Origin of the sequence: Sporomusa rhizae, from assembly GCF_041428845.1 — a bacterium.
Classification (GTDB): Bacteria; Bacillota; Negativicutes; order Sporomusales; family Sporomusaceae; genus Sporomusa; species Sporomusa rhizae.
In genome coordinates this window covers 5,648,545-5,672,502 of sequence record NZ_CP156925.1, presented here as the reverse complement: position 1 = coordinate 5,672,502, position 23,958 = coordinate 5,648,545, and the positions used below count along the sequence as shown (strand labels likewise).

Here is a 23,958-nt window from a genome sequence, read left to right as displayed (position 1 = left end):
TTACAGTGTTTTTTTTGAAGGGAGCGTCCACGTGTGGGTAATACAAATACCAGGGGCTTTCCTAAACTATGGGTGAGTCCGGCTGAAGCAATTTTTTTTATTTCAGTTATTTTATTCTTGATTGGTACAGTTAATGTCTTTAGCGCTAGCTTCGTCTTAGGCGGGGAGTTATTTCATGACGGCTACTTTTTTTTAACCCGCCACCTGCTGTCTTTTCTTGTAGGGTTTGTGGCGTTAATCGCTGCCGCCATAATTGACTATCGCAAGATTCGGCGAGGCTGGCTGCTCTTAGCTATCATAGCAGTAATCGGATTATTGGTGGCTGTTTGGATTGCCGGTGTCGATGCTAATGGGGCCAGGCGCTGGCTAAAACTGGGTGGTTTTCAGTTCCAGCCGTCGGAAGTTGCTAAGCTTATCGCCATAATCACTACTGCCAACTACCTGGGAGCAAGATTAGACCGGGGAAGACGAATAACGCTATATTCATGGCCACTAGGGCTGACAGTTGTAATGGGTATTTTTGTACTTAAGCAGCCAGATATGGGCACCGCCGCGGTAATTGTGGGCCTGAGCCTAGTTTTGTATGTGTTAGCAGGTATTCCCAAGCAAGAACTGTATGCCCTGGGACTTGCGGCTGCGGGTATGACAGTATACTTAGTATATGCTGCTGCGTACCGAGCGGAACGGATATGGGCTTGGCTTGATCCTTGGGCTTACCAGCAGACTACAGGCTATCAAACGGTGCAGTCACTCCTGGCTATTGGCTCAGGTGGGATGTTTGGGTCAGGTCTGGGGATGGGAGCAAGTAAATTTCACTATTTGCCTGAAGCGCACACCGACTTTGCTTTTGCGGTGCTCTGTCAGGAGATGGGATTTGCCGGAGCTGTGCTGGTGTTGATTTTGCTTGGCGCAATGGCTTGGTATGGAATTCAGATTGCCAGCCGCGCTCAGGATGGATATGGATTTATGTTGGCTGGCGGAATAACAACCTTAGTTGTGGGACAGGCTGTTGGCAATATTGCTATGGTATCCGGAGTTATACCTGTCACCGGTGTACCGCTGCCATTTATCAGTTTTGGCGGTACTTCACTTATTGTTAACTGTGCTGCTGTTGGCCTCCTAATTAGTGTAGGTCGACGAAACACTGCTAAAATCTTTCAGCCAGGTACCCGGAAGCCGAGTGATAACCGATCCCGGCTTAGACTGGTAAAGAAGGAATGAAAGCCGTCATACTAATAAACTTAATTTAGTGGTGGCCAGGGTTAGTTCCATCTGGTGTATTAATAAGATAAAGTCATGTTTAAAGGCTCTCGTTTTAGGCAATAATTAGTATTGAACTCGTTTTCTACTAATTATAGGAAGTTGGTTAGTGGCCAATTTCGCCTAAAGGGGGCCTTCTCTTATGATTTGGTTAATTCGAGCAGGCGCATACTTGTTTAGCGGGCTGACTGTTTGGCAGTTTGTTCAAGGTGCAGGAACACCGGATATGGCGGGAATTCACAAACATTTGGCGCTAGACCAGGCGCATGGAATGGTTTTTGGTGTGTGCGCCGGCTTTAGCACCTATACAGGAATTGATGTTACGTTAATCCGCTTGGCTTGGGCGTTGTCGGTACTTTACCGGGGAGCCGGGCTGGCACTATATATTCTTGCTTTTTTAATTATGCCAGTATCTTAATTTTGTTTAGGTAGGGTAAAGCTTCACCTAAAGCTAGGTCTGTTTTATATATATTTAGAAAGTTCGTTCGGTAGGTTATAACCTGCCGAATTTTTTTTGTGTTTGTGGGGTGACATTTGCCGGGCTATTCACATAAAATACAGTAAGTCAATGAGAGGAGGCTTATTTGTGAAGAAAACTACCAGACACACTATGTATACAAAACCTAAGAAAAGTAAAGTGATGAAGATGGAAGAAAATATGGACGAGATGGAAGATATGTGCGATATGTGTGACATGGACGAGATGGAAGATATGGATGATATGGAAGAAATGGAGTGCATGGATGGCATGGGTGCCATGGAAGACATGGAGGATATGGAAGAAATGCACAAAATGCATAAGATGCATAAGATGCACGAAATGCATGAAGATATGTGTGATATGGAAGAACATCATTGCCACGAAAAGCCCATGCATATGGATATGTGCGGGAAGGTTCCGGAGTGCGTAGTGTTAGCTCACGCCTATGTACCGTGGCAATGTTATGAAAAGGCCTTTACCCCGTGCGAGGCCCTGATGAAAGGCACCTTATTCCCAGAATTATGGGGCGTCTATAGAATTCCGAAATAGATTGAACTTGGAGGTGTAAATAAGTGAATTGCGAAAAACAACTAGCCTTACTTAGAAAAATCCAAGAGATGGAATTTGTTGCTATTGAACTTAATTTGTACCTGGATACTCACCCCTGCGATCGAGATGCCATAAACGATTTTAATTGTGCAGTAGAGTTACTGAAAAAATACAAAGAGAAATATGAATGTGAATATGGGCCGCTTTTAAATTTTGGTTTTGGCGGTCCGTCAGGGGAACCCTGGCAATGGATCCAAGGGCCTTGGCCGTGGGAACTTTAATTTTGTAAAAGGGAGCAGTGAATATGTGGATATATGAAAAGAAACTTGAACATCCCGTGCGTGTCACTTGCCCGGACGTAAAATTTGCCAAAATGGTTATTACCCAATATGGCGGCCCGGATGGCGAATTGGGTGCGTCCTTAAGGTACTTAAACCAAAGATACAGCATGCCGACAGATAAGGCCAAGGCCATATTGACAGATATCGGAACCGAAGAATTAGCACATATGGAAATGATCGCCGCTTTAGTATATAAGCTCGTTGATGGCGCTACCTGCGAAGATTTTAAAGCAGCAGGCTGGGAAGGGCAGTATGCTCAACATAATCATGGACTTTTCTGGACAGATGCTAATGGTGTACCTTGGTGTGCTTCGTACATCGCCTGCTTGGGCGACCCGATCGCCGATTTGACCGAAGATATGGCAGCTGAACAAAAAGCACGGGTGACCTACGAGCATCTTATCGCCTGTACGGAAGACCCATGTGTAAAAGATACCCTGCGATTCCTGTGGCAGCGGGAAGTTATTCACTTCCAACGGTTTGGCGAGACCCTGAACGATATTCAGGAGTGGATGCACAAGGCCAAGCATGTTTGGCATGGGCATAAGTGTGAGTGTGACTAAAAGGGTTACTATATAAAGCAAAGTGGGTTGTGCAAAACACAGCTCGCTTTAATATAAAAAAGAGTAGCCAGTATCATTCGGAGTGATGTTGGCTACTCTTATTTAATGATTTAAAGAAAAAATTGATTTTTTATTTTAGCGTGTATACGAATGTAAGACAAGCGACTGTTTTATTGCTACTCCAATTTCATCAAGTAAGGCAAATCTTTTGCGATAATAATTACGTTTGTGTGATACTACTTCATCTATGGTTTTTCGTGGCTCAATTATAGGAAGCTCGAAGAAACGAGGGTCATCACAAACTGATCCGCCAGTTTCGTTCCAAAATATATCAAGAGATGTTTTTAGCTTTCGGTTGAGACGTATATGGTTATTCGCATAATAACCATAATCAGATACTGCAAAAATTTGTTTAATTGACAACTCTTCGGCAATTGTACGCAACCCAAAAAGAATAAAGTTCTTAGGTCTATAGCCGAAAAAATATTTAGTGATTTCACGATTAATTCTTAAACCTTCCCGTGTTCCCTGAAGGGCACCTATTTTTAGTACTGGCTCCCCTTTTTTGTTCAATTCAACCCAGAAGGTTACCGTATAGGCTGCATAACCGCCTATTTTTAAAACTAATCCCATCATTCCTTCTCTATAATAAGTATGAAACAAACATAATTCTAAAGATATACTTTCACCGTGATAATCACTTTCCCAAATAGTAATGCCTTTACCCATATATATCTGTCGTATTGCGTCCTGAGTCAGTTTATTTTCAAAAAAGAATAAGTGTTCTTTAATAAGTGCCATTCTTTGACTAAAGGTAGATCCTCGATAAAAAATGCAACGAGTAGCCTGTTCATAAATTGCCGGATGAGAGGAAAGAATATCGCGTCGTAAAGCATTTGAATGAAGAAATTCTCTTAATTCCTGTATCTTTTTATAATTAACCATTGAACGAATGATAAATACTAATGAACGTCGGTAAGCACTAAAATTATTATCATCGTAAATTTTAGCGCTCATCTTGACGTAATATATCATAATTTTTATACCCCCTAGGTAATATCAACGTGTTTTAACTTTAGTCAGGAATTAATTTACAATCACGACATCTGTCATAATATAGCATTTTGCTATATTTTGTCAACAAAAAATATGATTTATTGTTTATTTAGTTATATAAACTATTCATTCGCTTCCGCCGGATTGGAGCAACCAACGGACTAACACCTTCGCGGGCAAGATGATTAATATTTATTTGATAGTAAGCGACAAAATAAAAAGCAGAAATAACCGAATTATTTCCGCTTTCGAGGTGTCATAATTTATAAACATGTTGTTTTAATATTGTAAGGTAACACTTATTTTATTAGGCTGATTGCAACATTGGTATGGAGATAAATTATCTTGTCGTCTGTTGTTACATTGGAGACGCTAAGTTTGTCCCCGATCGCTTGTCCGATACCAGTGTTGAATAGGGTTGTGGCAAAAGGCTTTAGATTAATATCGATGATGTTACCATTTATTTTGCTGTCAATACTAGCTTGCGCGAGTGGGTTGCCGTAAATATCAGCGATCATCCCTAGGCTTACTTGGTTCATAAGCCAGGAGCCGATAGAGTTGCCGACGAGTTCTTTTTTGTCAATGTGAAGTTTCAGTAAGGCATCGTCTTTATCAAAGTGAAATTCTTTAATAGTGCAATGTAAGCGTAAGATACCCGTCTTTTCGACAGTTGTTGTTAGCGTAAGTTTGTTATTTTTATGGATGGTAATGTTGGAGTCCTTTACCTTCGGGTTATCGGCAAGGGTTGCAGTAAAGTAGGTATTGAGAATATCTTCAGGAATGGCGTAGATACCATTTTGCATGTTAGGCAGGGTTTGTGTCTGAAAGATGGTAGTAGCGATGTCAGGTGTTTCCGCGCTGACGGTCAGGGTTAAGGAGCAGAGTAGTAAACAACACAAAAGTAGCAGTCGTTTCAAGGGAATCATCTCCAGTTTATATCATTATTTTGTTACTGCTTACATAGTGGTCAGAGATATGTAAAACATCTCCATAAAATATACTTCATTCGAAAAGTTTTTTTAAAAAATGTAGCAGGAGTTATTTTCTCTGAACATGCTTTTCCAAGGAAAAGAGGTCCTCTAGCTGCCCAGTCATAAAATAATGGGTATCTTTTAAGGCTTGGTTATAAATTAAAGGGCCAATTTGTTTTAGGATAAAATCAAGCAGCAGCGAGGCTGACAAGTCGGTAATTTCTTCGTCTTTTTCGTTGAAAAAGTAGCTTTTTATAGCTTCTATAGCGTCCGCTTTTTCTTCTTTGGTTAGGTTAATATCCTTCATGCTACCTCCGTGCAAGGTCCTACTAGCCAACCTTAGTAGCTAATAGGGCTGCTATTTCTCTGATATCAGTACCTTTAATAAACTCAAATTCAACAAAGCCGATACCGGATGCCCAAAGTTTGCATTCGGCATCCAAATCCCAGGTTCCGGCGCTTTCTACCGAAAAGGCGGTTATCTTGGAATAGGGCACTACAAGGAATTCTTTCTTTTTTCCCATGAGGCCTTGCACATCGACGGCTATTATCTTTTTTGAGGTAAGGATAACTAAATCCCGCATGGCTTTGTATTCTAAAATAACCGTTTCATTTTCTACCAGCAGGAAATCGTACAAGGCAGCATTAGAAAGAGTATCTACTTTTGTTAAGGTAGTTACTCTTTTAGAAGCTTGCTTTTCAGACATTGATATACGCTCCTTTTGTATATGCTGTAAAAGAAAACACGGCGCGCAGGAATTGCCGTGTTTTTTCATGATGAAAATATGAGATAATGGCAGCGGTAGGCAATTTGTTGGTGTCAGCCTAGCATTGCTTATTTCCGGCGTTCTTATTCGCGATTAATGTTCTGAGGTTCGTATGCTATTTCTTAAAAAGTGTAGTAACTTTTTGCCTGCTTCGTTAAGGACGGTTCCTTGCCCTTGACAGGTTGGACAAGACCCCGTGCCTAGTCGACCGGTGCCCTTACAGGTACCGCAGGGCTCTTCTAAATTTAATTGTTCTTTCATTTTAAAAGTCCCCTTGTAGTTTTCTAAGTGTAACTTTCCTTGGAATAAGTGCATACCAGCCGCCGCTTTTACCAGGTATTGGGGCAAGCTGTGTTTTCTCTAATTTCTCATAATTTGGCAATGTTGTCAATAGCTGTAGCCGGCAAAAATAGAACACGGCGACTTAACAGGACGCCGTGTCTTCGTGATAATTATTATTCAGCCGGATGATTTTCGTCAAATACTTTTGGCCGGGATTTAAGTGGCTGCTCATATTCCCAAGGACTGTTTTTTTGTTTTACCGGTATGATTACCTCAAATTCTTCGGCAAAATCTTTTTTAGATTCGACGTTGTTATTTTTCACACTACCACCTCCGGTGTTAGTGTGTCCTGATTGTAAGCTTTCTAAAATATCCGAGAATATGAATAGAAAGTGCCAAGTTAATTTTCAGAGTCGGCTGGATTGGAATTGCTTGTTGCTGGTGGTTGTTCACTTTCAGATTGCCGTCCGGTGCTAATCTGATTAAGCAAATCAATCATCTGCTTATTTTGAGCAATAATGATGTTTTGATTTTCGATAGCCTTTTCGAGCGGTGAAAGTGCGCGATCAATTCTTTCGGCTAGGTATTTTATTATTTTGTCATAAGAAGCCAATATATAAACCCCCTTTTAACTCTTGCTACAGTATATTGTTGGCAAAGCCAAAAGGTGAAACAAGGAACCATTAAACACCGACAGAGGAATTTAGCTTATTCAAGAGAATTAAGAAGAGAATTTGTATTATTAATGAGAGAGAAAGGCAGATAAGCTGACAGAGGAGAATAGCATGAAACTTGGAGATTTAATCAAAAACCCAAAAGGATTTAAGGTAACAGGTATATATCGTGTTTCGAGATTCGAGGTGAAAACCGCTAAAAACGGTAAAGCTTATGGTGATTGTCTGATTAGTGACCAGAGCTTTGACGTGCCGGCTAAGTATTGGGATATACCGGGTGATATGGTAGGTTTATTTCAAAACAATGGCTTATTGCGGATAGAAGCAACGCTGGACTATTTTAAGGAAAGCCCGCAGTTAACTATTGATGGGGTTAAGATACCGTTACAGCAAGATATCGATGAGTCGCTTCAAAGCCTGGGTTTGATGGCCACTCACAGTTTGGAAAGTATGTATACCAGGCTGAGGACTATCATCGCCGGTGTGGAGCAGCCGATGCTCAAGCAGTTGCTTATGCATATATTTGTAGAGAATAAAACGTTTGCCGCAAAATTTGTTCGCCATCCGGGCGCTGTAAAAAATCATCATGCCTATATCGGAGGCTTACTGCAGCATACTCTGGAAGTAGCGGAAAACGCCTTAGCCTATTGCGGTCATAATGCCAGGATTAATAAAGACCTTTTAGTAAGCGCCGCTTTGATTCACGATATCGGTAAAGTTCGCGAAATTGACATAGATGCCTTGGGCTTGCCGGTAGGCTTTACCAAGGAAGGAAAATTACTGCGGCATATATCACTGGGAATGGAACAGATAGAAGCTGCCTGCCGGGAGATTGGCGTAAATGAAGAGATAAATGTAATTCTCAAACATTGCATTTTATCGCATCATGGTATGCCAGAATGGGGCAGTCCGGTAGAGCCAATGGTTATGGAGGCTGAAATCTTACATTACCTTGACAACTTGAGCGCAAAAGCGGAACAGTTTGCGCGTGAGGAAGATAAGGTTGAGCCAGGGGAATTTAGCAAAAGCTATTTACTGCGGAGGGACGTTTACCGGGCAATTTATTAACGGGTGATTGCCGCAAGCTGTGGGCATATTATATAGATAAGTAAGGTCTGTTGAATTTTTTGTGGGTAGAGCAGGAAAAATCGAGGTAATGTCATATACTTGCATAAGATGTATATTATGGTGGTGTTAAATTGACTGATAATAGTTATTTTGAAAATGCAGTCCGCGATCTTTATGAAGCAATCGTGCATGTCAAATCCGTAGAAACTATTAGTGCTCAACATAAGTCTAATATTCAGGGCAGAACGTCATCCCATGATGTTGATCTCTATTGGGAGTTTACTGATGGCGATCTTACGTACAAAACCGTTATTCAGGTGCAGGAAAAAACAACTCTTGGTGAATTGTTTACCTTCATGAGAACGATTAGAGATATTCCGGGGCAGACGGTTGGGGTTGTTCTTACTCAGCCGGTTTATCAGAAAGATATTAAGGAAATGGCTGCTAACGCCGGAATTATTCTTTACGAACAAATAATACCGGAACAGGACATTGTAGAGCCTGTGCTCAGCAATATCCAGGTAAACGTGGATAAGGACTGGGTTAAAGTAGAAAAAGAGCGGGTTGGTATCGGGGACGAACAGGTGCAAGTCATGAGCAACCCCAAGTATGCTTTTATCTATGACGGTCAAGGCAATTGTATAGATTCGGTGCAAGGTATCTTTGACAGTTATGGCAAACAGCAGAGTGGTCTTAACCAGGGGGAGAAAAAATCTATTGTTCATCAATTTAACACGCCGGTATTTTTAGAGACCAATCACGAATTGGTGCCATTCGTCAAACTCAATGATATAAAGTTTGATCTTGAGCTTGTTAGTGTTAATGAGCTATCCGGCGAGGAAATGGTGGATTATGTTTTAGATAAGGTATTTAGGTATTTCGGCGGCTGATAGAGTAAAATAACAAAAGCCTCATGTAGTATAGTTCGTTTGAACAGAGCTACGTGAGGCTTTCTTTATCTGGATAGAAAGTATATATAACGTTCACCAAAGGCTCGGCGCAAGCCGTGTTTCCTTTATTAAAATTTAGTTTCGCCAAAGGGAATGTCGATAACTTTTGCTACATCATCAGACAGTCGAATATTGAATAGGAATGTTTTTTTACTCATGTGTTCGCTGGGGTTAAGGTCTGGACGGAGTTCAATGGAGGTTATTGGCAGTTTATCACTTAAGTTAATGGAAAGACTACGATCAGATTTTAAAATCATATAGTCTGATAAATTTATAATCTCAGTCACCGGTTTGTCGGGTTTTTTTATGGAATCTGACCAAATAATAGGCTGATATTTTGCCGATGCGGTTGGAATTGTTGCCAGAATAAAGGCGACCAGAACTATGTAAGCTTTAAACAACACGCTAATCACTCCTTATACAGTAACAAAGTATAACATATTAGTAAGACAAAACAAAGAGACTTTTGTCCCAAAATATGGAATTTTATTTGCTTGCCTGGGTACGGCGGATGCGGTATAATTAAACAGAACATACGTTCCAAACTGGTGTTAGGCGAGGTGAAAACTATGCAGCGCTGGGTTATTCATGTAGATATGGATGCTTTTTTCGCAGCAGTGGAACAAAGGGACAATCCGGAGCTGCGGGGTTGTCCGGTGATTATCGGCGGCACCGGAACACGCGGGGTAGTATCTACTGCTTCCTATGAAGCCCGCAAATTTGGCATCCGTTCTGCCATGCCTTCTGTGGAGGCTAGGCGGCGTTGTCCGCAAGGCATTTTTTTGCCGCCTGACCATAAGAAATATAGTAAGGTGTCACAAGAGATTATGCATATATTTGCCGATTTTTCTCCGTTAGTCGAACCGCTATCGCTGGATGAAGCGTTTCTTGACGTAACGGGTATGGAAGGGTTATATTCCGATCCGGCGGATATTGCTATTAAGATTAAAGAACGTATCAAAGCAGAGCTGGAATTAACCGCGTCAGCAGGTGTAGCGCCTAATAAATTTTTGGCAAAGCTGGCGTCTGATATGAAGAAGCCGGACGGGTTAATGGTTATCCGCCCGGACCAGGTAGCCGAGATATTAGCCAATATTCCGGCAACCAGATTGTGGGGAGTAGGACAAGCTACTGCGCAAACGCTGCAGAAGCTGGGACTAACGACGATTGGCCAGGTGGCTGAAGCCGATCCGGAGGTACTTCACAAACATTGCGGACAGTTAGGTTATGTCCTTCATCAGTTAGCTAACGGTCGGGATGAACGGCCGGTAGAAGGAGAATGGCAGCCTAAGTCTATCGGTAAAGAAACTACTTTTGCGGAAGACTTGTACAACCCTGAGGAGCTTAGAACCGAGCTTTGGGCGCTGGTGGAAAAGGTAGGCTGGCGGCTAAGGCGCCAAAACGTCAGCGGGCGGACAATAACGATTAAAATCCGTTTTACCTCATTCCGGACAATTACTCGCAGCCGGACGCTGGCGGTGGCTGCTAATCTTGATGAAACCATATACCGTATTGCCGACGAAATAGTAGCGAATGTAAAGCTGAGTGAAGGTGTACGACTGCTGGGTGTTACGGTAAGCAGTTTAGTGACGGCGGGGGGCCAAATTTCCCTTTTTGATCAAGATGATAAAAAAGGTACAGAGGTTGCCAAAGCTATAGATATTGTTAAAGAACGGTTTGGTGAAGCCGCTGTCGTCCGTGGGAGGACATTGTTGTCGCGTCACCGCTGACTGCGTTACAGATGGGGACGATGCGCCAGATGATGGTGTAAAGAATCTATAATTTCTCTGGTTTTTAAGCCGGTTATATTGAGCATAATAGTACTATTATGCTCAACTGTGGTATAATGGTAATTGCCAATACTAATATCGGCGTGGCCGGGGTGAGCGGTGAGAAAGTCCACTGTATCAGGACGATAACTGGTGTATAGATAGGCGTCAGCTGCCTGCATTGTTTCCAAATACTGTGAACCATCTACTACTTTGAAGCCCTGAGCAATAAGTTCGTTAGCAAGTTTGGGGCTATAGCTGGCTAAGGCGATTGTTTTTGGCACAATGATCACCCTTTCGCGATAGGTAGTAAGTTGGAGCAGTGCTATGTTGGCCTTCTGCCACATAAAAGACTGCTTACTAGTCTTAATATGACTGGGTGCATCGGTAAATATGTAGGGGGGATTCGAAATGATTAATCGTAAACGTATGCTTGGCGAGTTTTATGAGTTGGTGCAAATTAAGTGCTCTACTCGAGCGGAACGGCAAGTGGCTGATGTACTTAAACAGAAAATGGCTGATTTACATATGGAAGTGTCTGAAGATGATGCCGGCAGTAAGATTGGCGGCAACTCCGGCAATGTTTTTGGTTTCTTACCGGGAACTGTGGCCGGCGCCCCGACCTTAATGCTTTCTGCTCATATGGACTGTGTAGAGCCTTGTGCTGATGTTAAACCTGTACTAAAAGACGGCATTATTACCTCAGAAGGCGATACCATCCTTGGTTCGGACGATAAAGCAGGGGTTGCAGCTATTTTAGAAGCCATCAGAGTACTCAAAGAACAAAATATCCCCCATGGCAATGTTCAGGTAGTGTTTACCATTGCTGAAGAAGGCGGCCTGAACGGTTCAAAAAATATGAACCCCAGCCTTTTGAAAGCGGACTTTGGCTACGCGCTGGATTCCAGCGGTGTTCCTGGCGAGATTATCAATATGGCTCCCGGCCAAAATAAAATTAATATAACGGTTACCGGTAAAAAAGCACACGCTGGCGTTGCTCCGGAAGAAGGACTTAATGCTATCGTGCTTGCCGGTAAAGCGTTGGCTGTTGTTAAAGAAGGCCGTATAGACGCTGAAACTACCGCCAACATCGGTATTATCAAAGGTGGTTCTGCTACTAATATTGTGCCTGACAAAGTAGAAATTGTAGCCGAGGCTCGCAGTCGAAACCAAGAAAAATTAGCCGCTCAGACAGAACAAATGCGTAAAGCTTTTGTTGATACTATCGAAGCAGCCGGCGGTAAAGTAGAAGTAGTGGTTGCCAAAGCTTATGATCCCTATGTATTAGCCGAAGATGCACCCGTAATAACACTTGCCCGTAAAGCTGCTGAAAGCATTGGTTTAACCGCTACCACCAAAGGTACCGGCGGCGGCAGCGATGCTAACTTCTTCAATGGTTATGGTGTGCCTACTGCCGTATTGGGAACTGGTATGTCCAAGGTTCATACAACCGACGAATTTATCAAAGAAGAAGACCTGTATAAACTTGGCGAACTGACAGTATCCATTATTAAGACAACTGCACAGGAAAAAAAATAAGAGTTTAAATAAAGTGAAAGACGGGATTGCTCCTTCGGCAATCCCGTCTTCACTTTATTTTTATAATATCGCTTTTTTTCTCAGCAGGCAGCAGAAATTATACATAAGCCGGGGATATAATCCAGCAGATTGCAAAAGGTCGTCACGGATCTCTCGCACCGGCTGGGGGTTAGTTTTTGGGTCGGACAAGTACATGGCTAGCAGCCCATTAACAACCGTCTGAGCGAAAGCAGTGTCCGGCAAGGTCTCAGCCTGGGTGCGTGCTTGGCGGCTAAAGTACTTAAGCCGATCGCGCTTTTCGTCCGGGCTGGAATAGTAAAATACGAAATTTAGGTCGCCGTTTAAACGGTCTTCGGTTTCATCAATAAAATAGTCTAATAAAATATGCAGGCCATTAATCCAGGGAAAGTAAGCGGCAGAAATTTGACTCACCTCTCCGGTTGTCAGCTTAGGGTTATAAGCGGCTGCACTAAGCATAAACATCCCTAAGGTGGAACCGGTGGCAGCGGCAAACTCCCAGGGCATAATTCCAGGATAGTCGGGCAGATGCTCATTAATCCAGGTGAGCATTTTATCTTCTCTTACCTTGAGGTCAAGGTGTTTGTACGTCTGCAGCTCGCTGTATAGTTTTGCCTGCCGAAGAACTTCCGGTTTGACCAAGTGATAGGAAGGCAGCTTCGCTAATTCCCGGCGGCAGGTGGTAACCAGGCTGTCTAAATAACCACCGTCATCTTTGTAAGGATAGGCGGTATAGTAATGATGTAACGGCCTGTCTGGATCTAGAGCGTCAGTCATGGCCAGATGCAGCTGACGAAAAGCCTCTTCGTCGGCAATTCCCGCCCGGTCACAGAGATTATCAAGGTAGTCGCTAATGGTCTGTAATGCCACGACAAATCTGACGAAATCCGGGGTGGTCACGCCCTGGTACAAACTATAGACACTACCTCCCTGGCAGTGAAATTTTTTTGTATTGATACTAGCCAGCGCCTGGTCGGCTAAATCGCGGGAGCCGTAATTGCTGGCGTAATTCTGCCAGACCGACAATTCACTATTGACCAGAGGGAACACCTTGCGCACAAAGCTCGCTAAGAGCTTAAGGCTGGCAGCAGTAGTGGTTACCTGGGTTACCATACATGTCCTCCTTACTACAAACACTTAGGAATATTGTAGCCCGATAGTTGTATTTTCGCAAAGTCTAAATACTGTCACAACATTGTATTATAGGAAAATATCAGCTAAATATACATTTAGATATAACAAAGGCGTACAGCTTCCGAACTGTACGCCTTACCTTTATCCTGTAGGAAAGTATAACTTTCCGCCTGGATAAGGGCAACATCGGCTTCCGCTTTCGCCAAAGGCTCGGCGCAAGCCGTGTTTTCTTTATTGAATAATAAGTTCGAACCCTAAATCTTTTTTAAACCACTTACGATGGTGGGCTGCTGCTTGACGCTCAATACTTACCGGATCATTGGTCAGCAGGGTTAAAACAGCTTGTGACCCCATGATTGACGGTTCAACGTCTTTTACCAGACCCAGCTCGGTGGTTTCCAAACTTTCGGCTAGCGATAGGAGGAGAGCTAATTTCCTGGCGGTCTGCCAGTTGTGTTGATCAAGGAATTCACTGTAGATCCGGTTACGCACATATTTGGATGCCGGACCGTTATGCCAGCCGGCAACTACGGCGATCAGCATTTGTTCACGGTGAGTCAGCCCAAACAGACGTGCGTTTTCTACAAGGTAGGCGCTGTGGCGGGCATGGTCATAATAGTTAATGGTTATGCCAATATCATGCAGCAAAGCCGCTACCCGGAGCAGCCGTCGATCACGGTTGGATAACCGTAGAATGGGCTGCCACTTGTCGAACATGGTTTCCGCTAATTTGGCGACATGTTCGGCATGAGTTTCATTACCCTTATAAAATAACAGCATATTACGGGTGGAGTGCATCAGGATATCAGGAATTATCTCAGGCTGTTCCTGTCTTTTCAGATAATACTCTAAAAACATACCTTCCCGCACGCCGCAGCCGCTAACAACAATATTGGTAGCTTGCGATACCTCAATGAGCGATTTGACAATGGTAGTTCCAGCGATAATAATATCAGCACGTTCACTGCTTAAGCCCGGACATTTGCGGCGTTGGGACAAATTAGTTTTAACAAGTGAGCGCCATAATTCATCAAAGGCCATTAAGCCAAACCGGTAATTATGTACTTTGGGAAAGGGATAGTTCTTATTTTTTTGATCCATTTTGGCAATATTACGAGCAGTACCGCCTACGCCGACGATGGGGATATTCAGGCGTTTAAGCCAGGGAAGGCGCTCCAGCTTGCTGCCGATATAATCACGCATAGAGGTAAGCTGAGATTCGCTTATTTTGTCTTGGGCACCAAACTTTTCCGTCAAGTTAACGGCGCCAAACGGGATGCTGAACATTTCGACTGGCTGGCGATCTCTTACCAATGTCACCTCGGTACTGCCGCCACCCAGGTCAAATAACAGTGCGTCATCAAAATCAATGGTATTAATGATCCCCATATACCCGAGATGTGCTTCTTCCTCACCGCTAATCGCCCGGAGTGGAATACCGGTATTTTGTTGTACCAGGTGAACAAACTCGCGGCCGTTTTTTGCATTGCGTACGGCAGCGGTAGCGACAGCCAAAATCTTGTCCACTTTTATCAGTTCACACATATGGGCAAATACTTTCAATGTGCCGATGGCCCGCCACATGGCATCACGGGAGAGCACTCCGGTTTCAGACATGCCTTCGCTCAAGCGTACGGATTCTTTTTGATTGTATACCAGGTTGTAAGCTCCATTATGATAGATATTCATAACAATCAGGCGGGCCGAGTTTGAACCCAAGTCGATGATTGCCACTCGTTCAGTCAAAATTATTCAGCTCCTAACGATCTGAGTAAAGAATTATATTACTTATTCGCTATTATTGATAAAATTCTTGCTCACATTCAACCTTACTATAGATTTTTTTGTATGATTCTTCACGAGTTAACCGTATGCGACAAAATCCGAGTTTGCCGCAGCGTTATTAGGACAGCTAAAGTTAAATTGTATAAATTTACAGTAAATTTAGCATTAAGTAATAAAAAAATACAGGATTTTTGGTTTTAACTGTCGAATTTATTAATATATATATTATAAATCTCGATTAGGGGGTTCTACATGGCCAGACATGCACCTGACAGGTTTGCCGCCATTCATGTCGGCTCAGAGCAGATTGGCGTCCAGATAGTAGAATATAGCCAATTAGAAGACGTCAAAATTGTAGAACAGAGTTACCGGCAGGTAATGCTGGGTGAAGAGACGTTTAAAACGGGCCGAATTAGTTTTGGCGCTGTTAGTGAAATTTGTGAACTATTGAAGGGCTATCGCCGTATGCTTGCCGAATATGGGGTGCGTGACTATCGTTTAGTAGCTACTACGGCTATTCGCGAAGCCCAAAACCAGCCATATATTATCGATCAGATTAAAGTCAAAACCGGTTTTAACGTTGAGGTCGTTGAAATGCCGCAGGAGATATTTTACAAGTATGTGTCATTGGTGAGAACGGTTCAGGAACACGGATTGATGAACGCGAAGGATGGCATGTTGTTTGTTGATATTTCTTCCGGTGGTCTGGGTTTTACGTTATATGAAGAAGGCAATCTTAGATATCAGCAGAACATTCATATCGGCGCGCTGCGTATTAAAGAGAGTTTTGACAAAAATCAGCGTGAATCTTCCCACTTTCATCAAGCCCTATCTGAGTACATCAGCAGTACCATCGAGCCGGTAGAAAAGGAAATGAGCCGCCATGACATCAAGCGTCTGGTGTTGTCAGGACCTGAGACCAAACTGCTATTGAAAATGCTGGGCAAGGACCAAGGTAAGGTTACTTTTGTCAGTTTGTCCGAGTTTAGCGCTCTTTATAAACAAGTGCGTTATCTTAATTTGCCCCAAATAATAAAAAACTTCGACCTTACAGAACATAAGGCTGAGATTGTGTTGCCTACGATTGTGCTCTATAAACAAATACTGTCGTTAACCAATCCGGAAGAGATCGTTATATTAAGTGATCAATTTATTGACGGTATTGTAATTAAGCACATTGCCGAGAAAACCGGACATCCTCACGACAAACTGATTGAAGATCAACTTATTAATTTGTGTTGGGAAATCGGCAAGCGATTTTACTATGACCCCGTCCATGCGGCTACTGTTGAAAAATGGTCATTGATGCTGTTTGATAAGCTGGCTCGAATCCACGGCCTGGGTGAACGCCACAGGCTATTATTAAAGATATCTGCTATTCTACATGATATCGGAAAACATGTAAACCTGAGGAAGCACTATTTTTATTCTTATCGGCTCATTATTTCTTCCGACATGATGGGCTTTTCGGAAGCCGAAAAGCATATAATTGCTAATGTCGCTTTTTATCATTCCAAAGGAGTGCCATCTGACGCAGATGCTTCTTTTGCTAACTTAACGCCCAATCAGAAAGTTACAATATCCAAACTATCGGGGATAATCCGGCTGGCCGATGCTATTGATCGTAGCCATCGGCAAAAAGTCAGTCATGCAGAAGCTGTACTGCGCGGTGACGAACTAATAATTACCGTCACAAGCAGCGACGATATGTCGCTGGAAGGCTGGACCTTTGCAGACAAAGCTGACTTTTTTGAAGATGTTTTCGGAATAAAAGCCACATTAATCAGACGGACGGGGTGATATAGTGCCAAACAGCAAGAAATGTGATATACATGACAATCCCGAATATTTCTTTAACAGGGAACTGAGCTGGCTTAAATTCAACCGGCGGGTCTTAGGTGAAGCCGACGTCAAAACAAAGCCGCTGCTGGAACGCTTGAAATTTATTGCTATTACCAGTTCCAATCTGGATGAGTTTTTTATGATTCGGTTTGCCGGTTTAAAGCACCAGCTGGAAAGCGGTGTGAACAAGGTTGATGCTGCCGGACTGTCGGTACGCCAGCAGCTGGTTTGCATTACGGAAGATACCCATGAAATGGTCAAACTTGAGTATAAATATTTGAAAAGTATTATGTCTGAACTGGAGAGTTCCGATATTTCGTTTGGTGATATTCCTAAGTTGGATGAGCGGGCGCAGGAATGGCTCGAAAATTTTTTTAATAACACAATTTTTCCGGTAATTACACCGATGGCGGTCGACGCCGGGCATCCGTTTCCCTTTCTGGTCAACCGCAGCTTAAATCTAGCAGTTCTTTTAAGTCAGGAGAAAAAAGACGATCATGCGGCAGTTATCCAGGTTCCGGCTGTATTGCCTCGTATTGTTGAAGCGCCTTCCGGCGGTACGAAACGGCAATTCGTTTTCCTTGAAGATATCATCAAGCACTATTGCGGCCATCTTTTCCACGGTCATACGATAAAAGATGTGGTGCCATTTCGTATCACCAGAAACGCCGACCTTTCCATTGATGAAGAAGACGCCAAAGACCTCTTAGCCGAAGTGGAAAAGTCTCTAAGACAACGCAAAAAGGGGCAAGCCGTACGCTTGGAAATTGGTAAAACCAATAACCGGCCGCTCCGGGAACTACTGATACACAACTTAAATATTGGCGAACAGGACGTTTATGAAATTCCAGGGCCTTTAGATGCCACTTGTTTTTTTAAATTTACCGGTTTTCCTGGTCTCGAACACCTAAAATACAGCCTGGTTATACCACAGCCGCCACAGGAACTGTCCGGAGTAACCGATTTATTTGACGCGATAAGCGAGCGCGATATCTTACTGCACCATCCCTATGAATCCTTCCAGCCGGTTACCGAGTTTGTCCGGCAAGCAGCTCTTGATCCTAAAGTGATGGCGATCAAACAAACCTTATACCGGGTCAGCGGCAATTCGCCGATTGTAAAGGCCCTGGCGCAAGCTGCAGAAAATGGTAAGCAGGTAACAGTACTTGTCGAGCTAAAAGCCCGGTTCGACGAGGAAAATAACATCCTGTGGGCCAGACGCCTGGAGGAAGCCGGCTGCCATGTTATTTATGGTTTGGTTGGTCTAAAAACTCATGCCAAAATGATTTTGGTGGTTAGGCAGGAGCAAGACGGCATTAAACGCTATGTACACATGGGTACAGGCAATTATAATGACGCCACTGCTAAAATTTACACCGATATGGGCTTGTTTACCGCCAACGAACAGTTCGGTGCGGATGCCTCGGCCTTCTTTAATGTGCTTTCAGGCTATTCCGATCCGCCAGTATGGAATAAAATAGTTGTAGCGCCGTTAGGACTGCGGGAAAAAATCAAAGCCCTCATTGACCGTGAGATCGAATTTGCCAAAGCAGGAACCGGCGGCCGCATGATTGCGAAAATGAACTCACTTGTTGACAAGGATATCGTATTGAAATTATATGAGGCTTCCTGCCATGGAGTAAAAATTGATCTTATCGTAAGAGGCATTTGCGTACTCCGGCCGGGAGTACCGGGAGTCAGTGAAAATATAACGGTACGCAGTATTGTCGGGCGGTTTTTGGAGCATCACCGTATCTTCTATTTCAGCAACAACGGTGACGAGCGTATTTTCTTGTCAAGCGCTGACTGGATGCCGCGTAATCTCAATGAACGGGTCGAACTATTCTTCCCCATTGAGAATCCCGACCATATTGCAAGGATAAAAAGTATCTTGGATATAACGATCGCCGACAATCAAAAGGCGTATGTCATGAAAAAAGACGGAACCTATCGACGGGCCGATAAACGTGGTAAGGCTGTAAACTCGCAGATGGAGTTTTTTGCTCAGGCCCAGTCAAAAAACAGAGCAGCAGATATCACAATTGAGCAGAGACTAAAACCTTTATACCGCCGTGCGGAATAAGTAATAATACCGGCAGGAGTTTGTCTCTTGCCGGTATAATATTATACTAAAGGGAAATAATTTGTTTTTAGGGAAAGAGGCGATGTATATGCAAGAAAACTACAAAGTGGCCGTTCAGTATAACAATGAGTGCGGCTATGTTGAATACGACAGAGAAGCGAAAAAAATCATAGTAAAGTTCGACAACGCAACTGTCCGCCAAATCATTGAGACTTATTTGGCGGCAGAACATGTTATCAGGGTAGCTGGGGAAGGGTTGCTTGATTTCAAAGATGTAACAATTCGTCCGGCAGAAAGTGTGGATAATCTAAAAACAGCTCTTACCCGCATATGGGAAAAGACAGGCGTACATGTTGATTGGAGCCGTCCGGTAGCGTGAGATAATCACGCTCCTTTTTTTATCCTTAGAAAGTATAACTTTCTAAGGATAAGGGCAACATCGGCTTCCGCTTTCGCCAAAGCTCGGCGCAAGCCGTGTTTCCTTTATCGTTTTCTTTATTCTAAATAGAATACTTGTTATCCCCAAGGTATGGCATAGGCCTAGTTGGGGATATCTTAAAGGGCTGATAGCAAATGTGCTAAATTCGCATTTGTATTCAGTCTTTTTTTACGAAGTTATTCAAGTTATCCACAAAGTTATCCCCAAAACACCTAAAAATGTGGATAACCTAGTTGATAACTGTGGGAAAATGATGCCTAAGGAATGAAAAATACCCTAAAAATGGGGAATAACATTGTGGATAAATGAGAGTAATGTATGTGTGGATAATCTGAAAAAAGCTTGTTTGGGGATAACTTTAGATAGCGAGAGGGAATTTTTAAAAGTATTTGTTCAAATGTTGATAAACAAAACAGATACCAATGCAAAACCCGGTAGTATGCTATATGTGCAGATACATGTGGGCGCTATTGTGGCTTATCAAGTAGTAGGGTGGTGCCTAAGTTATAATTAGTATTTTTTTTAGCAATCTTTGAATAAAAATAAGCTACTTTTCACCCTAAAATGAAACTTATTAGAGGTATTTTAAGATAGTATGACGAAATCACAAAAAGTAATCATTATTAATATTTATTGATTATTTTTAACAATTTATTCCAACAAAGGAGGAATTTTTACTAAAATTTTATAGCGGCGACGAAGTAAATACAGAAAGAGGAGAATTGGCATGAGTTGGTTTTTAAACATGAAAATATCAAAGAAATTGCTTATTTTAACGATGATATCTTCTATATTAATAGGTTTTGTCGGCTTCGTTGGCTATTACTACACAAGAGCGGGAAATGAAAGTTTCAAAGGGCTGTTTGAAATAGATTTAATAATGCTTGATACTGCTCAAGATATGAGACAGCAAAATAGGGCTCGTCAGGCAAATATATATAAATTAATTGTCACAGATAAAAATGAGCACGCAACAATTGTTGCAGACATGCGTAAACGGGATAAGGATTTTGAAGAGTTGATTACCAAATTTGAAAAAATGAACTTGACCGATGAAGAAAAGGTAATGATAAGCAACATTAGAAGATCAGCCGAACAATTAATAAAGCAGGAAGATACTGTTATATCGTTGGTAACTGCAGGAAAAACGCAGGAGGCATTGCTGCAAGCCAGGCAAGGGGATGCAATTTCTGAAGAATTTGCTGATCGTATTAGAGAACTGGTAAAGTATCAGGAAAAAGAGGCGGAAGAACGATATAAAAAGAACCAATCTGACTTTGCCACAACGAAAACCCTACTGCTTGGTTTAATAGGCATTTCAATTGCTCTGTCCTGTGGTATTGGTCAATTTTTAGCCAAGTTGATATCGAAACCGCTCGAAGGGGTGGTTTACGAAGCTAAATCAATAGCAAGTGGAAACTTATCAACAAAAGACCTAATTGCAGAAAGCAATGATGAGGTTGGTGTGCTTACCACGGAGTTCAACCGTATGAAAGCTAACCTGCGTCAACTGATAAAAAATGTAGCCTTAGCATCAGAACAATTAGCGGCTTCTTCCGAAGAATTAACGGCGAGTGCCGAGCAGTCGGCCCAGGCGGCGACCCAAATAGCAACGACAATAACAGAAGTTGCTGATGGGACGGATCAACAAGCGAAAGCGATTGATGATACCTCCGCGACAGTCGAGCAAATGTCTGCCGGAATACAGCAGGCGGCGGCTAATAGCAATACGGTTGCCCACACCTCTGACAAGACGGCGGGAGCGGCAAAAGCAGGACTGGAAGCGGTAGGAACAGCCATTGAGCAGATGAGTTACATAGAAACGACGGTAAATACTTCGGCAGAAGTGGTTGCTAAATTGGGAGAACGCTCTAAAGAAATTGGGCAAATTGTCGATACTATATCAGGTATTGCGGGACAAACCAATTTGCTTGCTTTGAATGCTGCTATTGAGGCGGCCAGAGCCGGAGAACAGGGCAGAGGCTTTGCCGTGGTTGCCGAGGAAGTCCGCAAACTGGCCGAACAGTCCCAGGAGGCTGCCAAGCAAATAGCGGCTCTAATTAACGACATTCAAATTGATACGGATAAAGCCGTCATAGCTATGGCCGATGGAACGAAGGAAGTAAAAAAAGGGACAGAGGTTGTAACTGTTGCCGGGCAATCCTTTGGGCAAATTGCCAAACTTATCGAGGAAGTTTCAGAAGAAGTTAAAACAATTTCCGCCGCCATGCAGCAAATGGCCAGTGGCAGTCAACAAATAGTTTTAGCCGTAAGAGATATTGATGAGATAGGTAAAACAACGGCAGGTCATACGCAAACCGTTTCGGCAGCAACAGAAGAGCAATCTGCTGCCATGGAGGAAATTGCGGCAAACAGCCAGAGTCTTGCTAAAATGGCGGAAGAATTACAGCGTACAATCCAGAAATTTAAGGTCTGATTCAAAACTAGACGGGCGAAAAGCCCGTCTTATTTTTCTGCCAAGACTGCAATTGGGTAAAGAGTTTTAAGACACGAACGGCACAAGGCTGGTCGTGTCTTTTTTGTGTGAGCCGAGGGGATAAAACAAGAAAATAGGGTTTCATTGTTTTTAAGAGGTGGACAGAAAAAATCATAAAATGGTCAAAAAGTAATACTTATATAGGGAAGAATAAAAATTGCTATAAATTCGGCCGATATCTCAAAATGGCGTTTGAGAATAGATTGTTTAATGGCGCCTGAATTTTTGGGTGCCATTATTATTTGCTAGCATCCCTTCTTCATTTGGCAAACTTGTGAGTTAGAAACTTTATTTGAGACAAAAGGAGTGAAGATTAGCATGACTAATCAACAGAATGCTAAAAAAATTACAAAAGAGGAGGTTTTTGAGATTGTCAGGGATTCAGTAGTTAGTGTTCTAGAATGCGATAGAAATATTTTGACGCTGGAAAGTAACTTTATTAACGATTTGTACGCTGATTCTCTTGACAGAGTCAATTTGATTGTAGCTTATGAAGATGCTATGAAAATGCGTATTCCGGCCGATATGGCGAGAGAATTGCGGACGATAGAGCAAGCGGTTGATTATCTTATGAAACGCTTATGTGAAAAACAATCTGCTTGAAGTTGTGTTTCTGGGGCTATTAATCAAAAAGGACGGGGAGAATAGCGATGAAAAGAAAAAAAGTGTATTTAGGCTATACAGAGGTGTGCGATAAGATACTAAACTCACCATATTGTGCATTAATTGAGAATCAAAAGGAATTTTATACAACCACTAAATTTACGGAGGATCTGGTTCATGAAAGATATTACTATAATTGTTTAGCCCCTTCTTTTCCGGGAATTACGTGGGATCGATATATATCAGGAATTAAACGTATGGCAGAAGGGCATTTTGTTCCATTAATGCTGGATCTTGTTGTAACAGGAAAATGCCATTGTAATTGCTGGCATTGTTTTCGGGGGGACTATCAAGATCAGCGGGAGCTTTCTGTTAAAACGATTGAAAGAGTGCTAAGCGATGCACAGGAAATGGGCACGGCAATAGTAGGGATTACTGGGGGAGAGCCTTTATTGCGAAAGGATATTATGGATATTCTACGGTTGATTCCAAGCAGTATGGAAGGCTTGCTATATAGTACCGGGATTCATTTTCATGAGCAATTTGTGCAAGAGTTGGCCGAGACAAGGATAACCCGGTGTTTTATCAGCTTGGATCACTATGAGCGGGAAAAAGTAAATAAAATGCGGGGCTTTAGTCATGCGTACGATTATGCGCTTAACGCTTTGCAGTTGTTAAGTGATGCAAATATTTATACGGGCGTAACCCTCTGTGCGACGGAAGGAATCGATTCAGTAGAAGAATTCTGGCGGTATATGGATTTTGTTTATAGTTTGGATTGTGTGGATGAAATTAGAATTGTGCTTCCGATCCCGCAGGGCAACTTGAAAGGAAAAGACTTCAAACGTTTCTACCGGGACGTAATTCGTTGGACACGGGAAGCAAAAAAGAAGGCCGACCAAGATACTGACTATCCCAATGTAGTTCTTTTTAATGAATATGAGAGTGAGGATTATGTTGGCTGCGGAGCGGGGTATACCTATTTGACAGTTAATAATGACGGGGCTATAACGCCGTGCGTGTGTGTTCCTTTATCCATTAGCAATGTCAACGAAGTTGATCTAAAAACGGCGTACGCGGAATACAATAAATTCTTCACTACAACAGGGTGCACTTGTTATGGTCGACGAACTTCTCAATTCTTACCGAAAGATGGCGGGGATACTATTCCGTTACCTGAAAATATATCCCGCGATATTATCGAAAAGTGTATAGTGAAGGATGGTAATGCAAGCTATTACCGTAATGTGGAAAATATGATCAATAAGGCCTGAGGCCTACGATGAT

At 42.6% G+C, this 23,958-nt stretch carries 26 protein-coding genes; 15 read left to right on the top strand and 11 right to left on the bottom strand.

Annotated elements, in window-relative coordinates; all coding sequences use genetic code 11:
* Nucleotides 1-33 precede the first annotated feature (33 nt).
* The 5 genes from SRRS_RS26540 to SRRS_RS26520 all read left to right on the top strand — a co-directional run bounded on the left by SRRS_RS26540 (nucleotide 34) and on the right by SRRS_RS26520 (nucleotide 3,194).
* Nucleotides 34-1,221, top strand: a complete 1,188-nt coding sequence (locus SRRS_RS26540) for an FtsW/RodA/SpoVE family cell cycle protein (protein WP_371364757.1) — start codon at nucleotides 34-36, stop codon at nucleotides 1,219-1,221.
* Between the two features lie 181 nt (nucleotides 1,222-1,402).
* The gene (locus tag SRRS_RS26535; RefSeq protein ID WP_371364756.1) at nucleotides 1,403-1,678 is read left to right on the top strand and encodes a PspC domain-containing protein; all 276 of its coding nucleotides are present in this window, start codon (nucleotides 1,403-1,405) and stop codon (nucleotides 1,676-1,678) included.
* Between the two features lie 168 nt (nucleotides 1,679-1,846).
* Nucleotides 1,847-2,290 (top strand): spore coat associated protein CotJA, encoded by a 444-nt coding sequence (locus SRRS_RS26530; protein ID WP_371364754.1) that lies wholly within the window; start codon nucleotides 1,847-1,849, stop codon nucleotides 2,288-2,290.
* 23 nt (nucleotides 2,291-2,313) lie between these two features.
* Entirely contained in the window at nucleotides 2,314-2,571 is a 258-nt protein-coding gene (locus SRRS_RS26525) for a spore coat protein CotJB (RefSeq protein WP_371364752.1), read from the top strand.
* Between the two features lie 23 nt (nucleotides 2,572-2,594).
* The gene (locus tag SRRS_RS26520; RefSeq protein WP_371364750.1) at nucleotides 2,595-3,194 is read left to right on the top strand and encodes a manganese catalase family protein; all 600 of its coding nucleotides are present in this window, start codon (nucleotides 2,595-2,597) and stop codon (nucleotides 3,192-3,194) included.
* Between the two features lie 135 nt (nucleotides 3,195-3,329).
* On the opposite strand, the gene SRRS_RS26515 is transcribed toward SRRS_RS26520, so the two are convergent.
* From SRRS_RS26515 to SRRS_RS26485, 7 genes are all read right to left on the bottom strand, one after another.
* Nucleotides 3,330-4,229 carry a VirK/YbjX family protein gene (locus SRRS_RS26515; protein ID WP_371364748.1) on the bottom strand — a complete coding sequence of 300 codons (900 nt, stop codon included), beginning with the start codon at nucleotides 4,227-4,229 and terminating at the stop codon, nucleotides 3,330-3,332.
* Nucleotides 4,230-4,549: 320 nt separating this feature from the next.
* Entirely contained in the window at nucleotides 4,550-5,167 is a 618-nt protein-coding gene (locus SRRS_RS26510; RefSeq protein ID WP_371364746.1) for a hypothetical protein, read from the bottom strand.
* A gap of 121 nt (nucleotides 5,168-5,288) precedes the next feature.
* Nucleotides 5,289-5,528 (bottom strand): DUF2164 domain-containing protein, encoded by a 240-nt coding sequence (locus SRRS_RS26505; RefSeq protein ID WP_371364744.1) that lies wholly within the window; start codon nucleotides 5,526-5,528, stop codon nucleotides 5,289-5,291.
* Nucleotides 5,529-5,550: 22 nt separating this feature from the next.
* On the bottom strand, nucleotides 5,551-5,928 hold the full coding sequence (locus SRRS_RS26500; RefSeq protein WP_371364742.1) for a PH domain-containing protein: 378 nt from the start codon (nucleotides 5,926-5,928) through the stop codon (nucleotides 5,551-5,553).
* Nucleotides 5,929-6,081: 153 nt separating this feature from the next.
* Nucleotides 6,082-6,249: a tryptophan RNA-binding attenuation protein gene (locus SRRS_RS26495; RefSeq protein WP_371364740.1), complete on the bottom strand. Its 168-nt coding sequence runs from the start codon at nucleotides 6,247-6,249 to the stop codon at nucleotides 6,082-6,084.
* A 194-nt stretch (nucleotides 6,250-6,443) separates the two neighbouring features.
* Nucleotides 6,444-6,593, bottom strand: coding sequence for a hypothetical protein (locus tag SRRS_RS26490; protein ID WP_371364738.1), 150 nt, complete (start codon nucleotides 6,591-6,593; stop codon nucleotides 6,444-6,446).
* A 77-nt stretch (nucleotides 6,594-6,670) separates the two neighbouring features.
* Entirely contained in the window at nucleotides 6,671-6,883 is a 213-nt protein-coding gene (locus SRRS_RS26485) for a hypothetical protein (RefSeq protein ID WP_371364736.1), read from the bottom strand.
* A gap of 172 nt (nucleotides 6,884-7,055) precedes the next feature.
* Between SRRS_RS26485 and SRRS_RS26480 the strand changes: the two genes are divergently transcribed.
* Nucleotides 7,056-8,012 (top strand): 3'-5' exoribonuclease YhaM family protein, encoded by a 957-nt coding sequence (locus tag SRRS_RS26480; protein ID WP_371364734.1) that lies wholly within the window; start codon nucleotides 7,056-7,058, stop codon nucleotides 8,010-8,012.
* Nucleotides 8,013-8,143: 131 nt separating this feature from the next.
* Nucleotides 8,144-8,902: a hypothetical protein gene (locus SRRS_RS26475; protein WP_371364732.1), complete on the top strand. Its 759-nt coding sequence runs from the start codon at nucleotides 8,144-8,146 to the stop codon at nucleotides 8,900-8,902.
* Nucleotides 8,903-9,030: 128 nt separating this feature from the next.
* Here the strand turns inward: SRRS_RS26475 and SRRS_RS26470 are convergent, their stop codons facing one another.
* Nucleotides 9,031-9,366, bottom strand: coding sequence for a hypothetical protein (locus tag SRRS_RS26470; protein WP_371364730.1), 336 nt, complete (start codon nucleotides 9,364-9,366; stop codon nucleotides 9,031-9,033).
* A 165-nt stretch (nucleotides 9,367-9,531) separates the two neighbouring features.
* Between SRRS_RS26470 and dinB the strand changes: the two genes are divergently transcribed.
* Nucleotides 9,532-10,692: a DNA polymerase IV gene (dinB, locus tag SRRS_RS26465; protein ID WP_371364728.1), complete on the top strand. Its 1,161-nt coding sequence runs from the start codon at nucleotides 9,532-9,534 to the stop codon at nucleotides 10,690-10,692.
* A 5-nt stretch (nucleotides 10,693-10,697) separates the two neighbouring features.
* On the opposite strand, the gene SRRS_RS26460 is transcribed toward dinB, so the two are convergent.
* Nucleotides 10,698-11,015 (bottom strand): hypothetical protein, encoded by a 318-nt coding sequence (locus SRRS_RS26460; RefSeq protein WP_371364726.1) that lies wholly within the window; start codon nucleotides 11,013-11,015, stop codon nucleotides 10,698-10,700.
* A gap of 127 nt (nucleotides 11,016-11,142) precedes the next feature.
* Between SRRS_RS26460 and SRRS_RS26455 the strand changes: the two genes are divergently transcribed.
* The gene (locus SRRS_RS26455) at nucleotides 11,143-12,270 is read left to right on the top strand and encodes a M20/M25/M40 family metallo-hydrolase (protein ID WP_371364724.1); all 1,128 of its coding nucleotides are present in this window, start codon (nucleotides 11,143-11,145) and stop codon (nucleotides 12,268-12,270) included.
* Nucleotides 12,271-12,330: 60 nt separating this feature from the next.
* Here SRRS_RS26455 and SRRS_RS26450 read toward each other — a convergent pair whose 3' ends face one another.
* Both SRRS_RS26450 and ppx read right to left on the bottom strand, forming a co-directional pair.
* The gene (locus SRRS_RS26450; protein ID WP_371364722.1) at nucleotides 12,331-13,401 is read right to left on the bottom strand and encodes a tetraprenyl-beta-curcumene synthase family protein; all 1,071 of its coding nucleotides are present in this window, start codon (nucleotides 13,399-13,401) and stop codon (nucleotides 12,331-12,333) included.
* A 252-nt stretch (nucleotides 13,402-13,653) separates the two neighbouring features.
* Nucleotides 13,654-15,168 (bottom strand): exopolyphosphatase, encoded by a 1,515-nt coding sequence (gene ppx, locus SRRS_RS26445; protein WP_371364721.1) that lies wholly within the window; start codon nucleotides 15,166-15,168, stop codon nucleotides 13,654-13,656.
* A 291-nt stretch (nucleotides 15,169-15,459) separates the two neighbouring features.
* Between ppx and SRRS_RS26440 the strand changes: the two genes are divergently transcribed.
* The 6 genes from SRRS_RS26440 (at nucleotide 15,460) to SRRS_RS26415 (ending at nucleotide 23,945) form a co-directional block, all read left to right on the top strand.
* The gene (locus SRRS_RS26440; protein WP_371364719.1) at nucleotides 15,460-17,007 is read left to right on the top strand and encodes an HD domain-containing protein; all 1,548 of its coding nucleotides are present in this window, start codon (nucleotides 15,460-15,462) and stop codon (nucleotides 17,005-17,007) included.
* 28 nt (nucleotides 17,008-17,035) lie between these two features.
* The gene (locus SRRS_RS26435; protein WP_371369932.1) at nucleotides 17,036-19,132 is read left to right on the top strand and encodes an RNA degradosome polyphosphate kinase; all 2,097 of its coding nucleotides are present in this window, start codon (nucleotides 17,036-17,038) and stop codon (nucleotides 19,130-19,132) included.
* Between the two features lie 88 nt (nucleotides 19,133-19,220).
* A complete protein-coding gene (locus SRRS_RS26430; RefSeq protein ID WP_371364718.1) occupies nucleotides 19,221-19,511 on the top strand; it encodes a hypothetical protein in 291 nt (96 codons plus the stop codon).
* 787 nt (nucleotides 19,512-20,298) lie between these two features.
* A complete protein-coding gene (locus SRRS_RS26425; RefSeq protein WP_371364716.1) occupies nucleotides 20,299-22,008 on the top strand; it encodes a methyl-accepting chemotaxis protein in 1,710 nt (569 codons plus the stop codon).
* Between the two features lie 378 nt (nucleotides 22,009-22,386).
* Entirely contained in the window at nucleotides 22,387-22,671 is a 285-nt protein-coding gene (locus tag SRRS_RS26420) for an acyl carrier protein (protein ID WP_371364714.1), read from the top strand.
* Between the two features lie 47 nt (nucleotides 22,672-22,718).
* On the top strand, nucleotides 22,719-23,945 hold the full coding sequence (locus SRRS_RS26415; protein ID WP_371364712.1) for a radical SAM/SPASM domain-containing protein: 1,227 nt from the start codon (nucleotides 22,719-22,721) through the stop codon (nucleotides 23,943-23,945).
* The last annotated feature ends 13 nt before the right edge of the window (nucleotides 23,946-23,958 follow it).

Bases quoted from the DNA above. Each gene is read 5' to 3' on its own strand.
- SRRS_RS26535 (WP_371364756.1), top strand. From the start codon at position 1,403: ATGATTTGGTTAATTCGAGCAGGCGCATACTTGTTTAGCGGGCTGACT.
- SRRS_RS26520 (WP_371364750.1), top strand. From the start codon at position 2,595: ATGTGGATATATGAAAAGAAACTTGAACATCCCGTGCGTGTCACTTGC.
- SRRS_RS26515 (WP_371364748.1), bottom strand. From the start codon at position 4,229: ATGATATATTACGTCAAGATGAGCGCTAAAATTTACGATGATAATAAT.
- SRRS_RS26505 (WP_371364744.1), bottom strand. From the start codon at position 5,528: ATGAAGGATATTAACCTAACCAAAGAAGAAAAAGCGGACGCTATAGAA.
- SRRS_RS26500 (WP_371364742.1), bottom strand. From the start codon at position 5,928: ATGTCTGAAAAGCAAGCTTCTAAAAGAGTAACTACCTTAACAAAAGTA.
- SRRS_RS26495 (WP_371364740.1), bottom strand. From the start codon at position 6,249: ATGAAAGAACAATTAAATTTAGAAGAGCCCTGCGGTACCTGTAAGGGC.
- SRRS_RS26480 (WP_371364734.1), top strand. From the start codon at position 7,056: ATGAAACTTGGAGATTTAATCAAAAACCCAAAAGGATTTAAGGTAACA.
- dinB (WP_371364728.1), top strand. From the start codon at position 9,532: ATGCAGCGCTGGGTTATTCATGTAGATATGGATGCTTTTTTCGCAGCA.
- SRRS_RS26455 (WP_371364724.1), top strand. From the start codon at position 11,143: ATGATTAATCGTAAACGTATGCTTGGCGAGTTTTATGAGTTGGTGCAA.
- SRRS_RS26450 (WP_371364722.1), bottom strand. From the start codon at position 13,401: ATGGTAACCCAGGTAACCACTACTGCTGCCAGCCTTAAGCTCTTAGCG.
- SRRS_RS26440 (WP_371364719.1), top strand. From the start codon at position 15,460: ATGGCCAGACATGCACCTGACAGGTTTGCCGCCATTCATGTCGGCTCA.
- SRRS_RS26430 (WP_371364718.1), top strand. From the start codon at position 19,221: ATGCAAGAAAACTACAAAGTGGCCGTTCAGTATAACAATGAGTGCGGC.
- SRRS_RS26425 (WP_371364716.1), top strand. From the start codon at position 20,299: ATGAGTTGGTTTTTAAACATGAAAATATCAAAGAAATTGCTTATTTTA.
- SRRS_RS26420 (WP_371364714.1), top strand. From the start codon at position 22,387: ATGACTAATCAACAGAATGCTAAAAAAATTACAAAAGAGGAGGTTTTT.
- SRRS_RS26415 (WP_371364712.1), top strand. From the start codon at position 22,719: ATGAAAAGAAAAAAAGTGTATTTAGGCTATACAGAGGTGTGCGATAAG.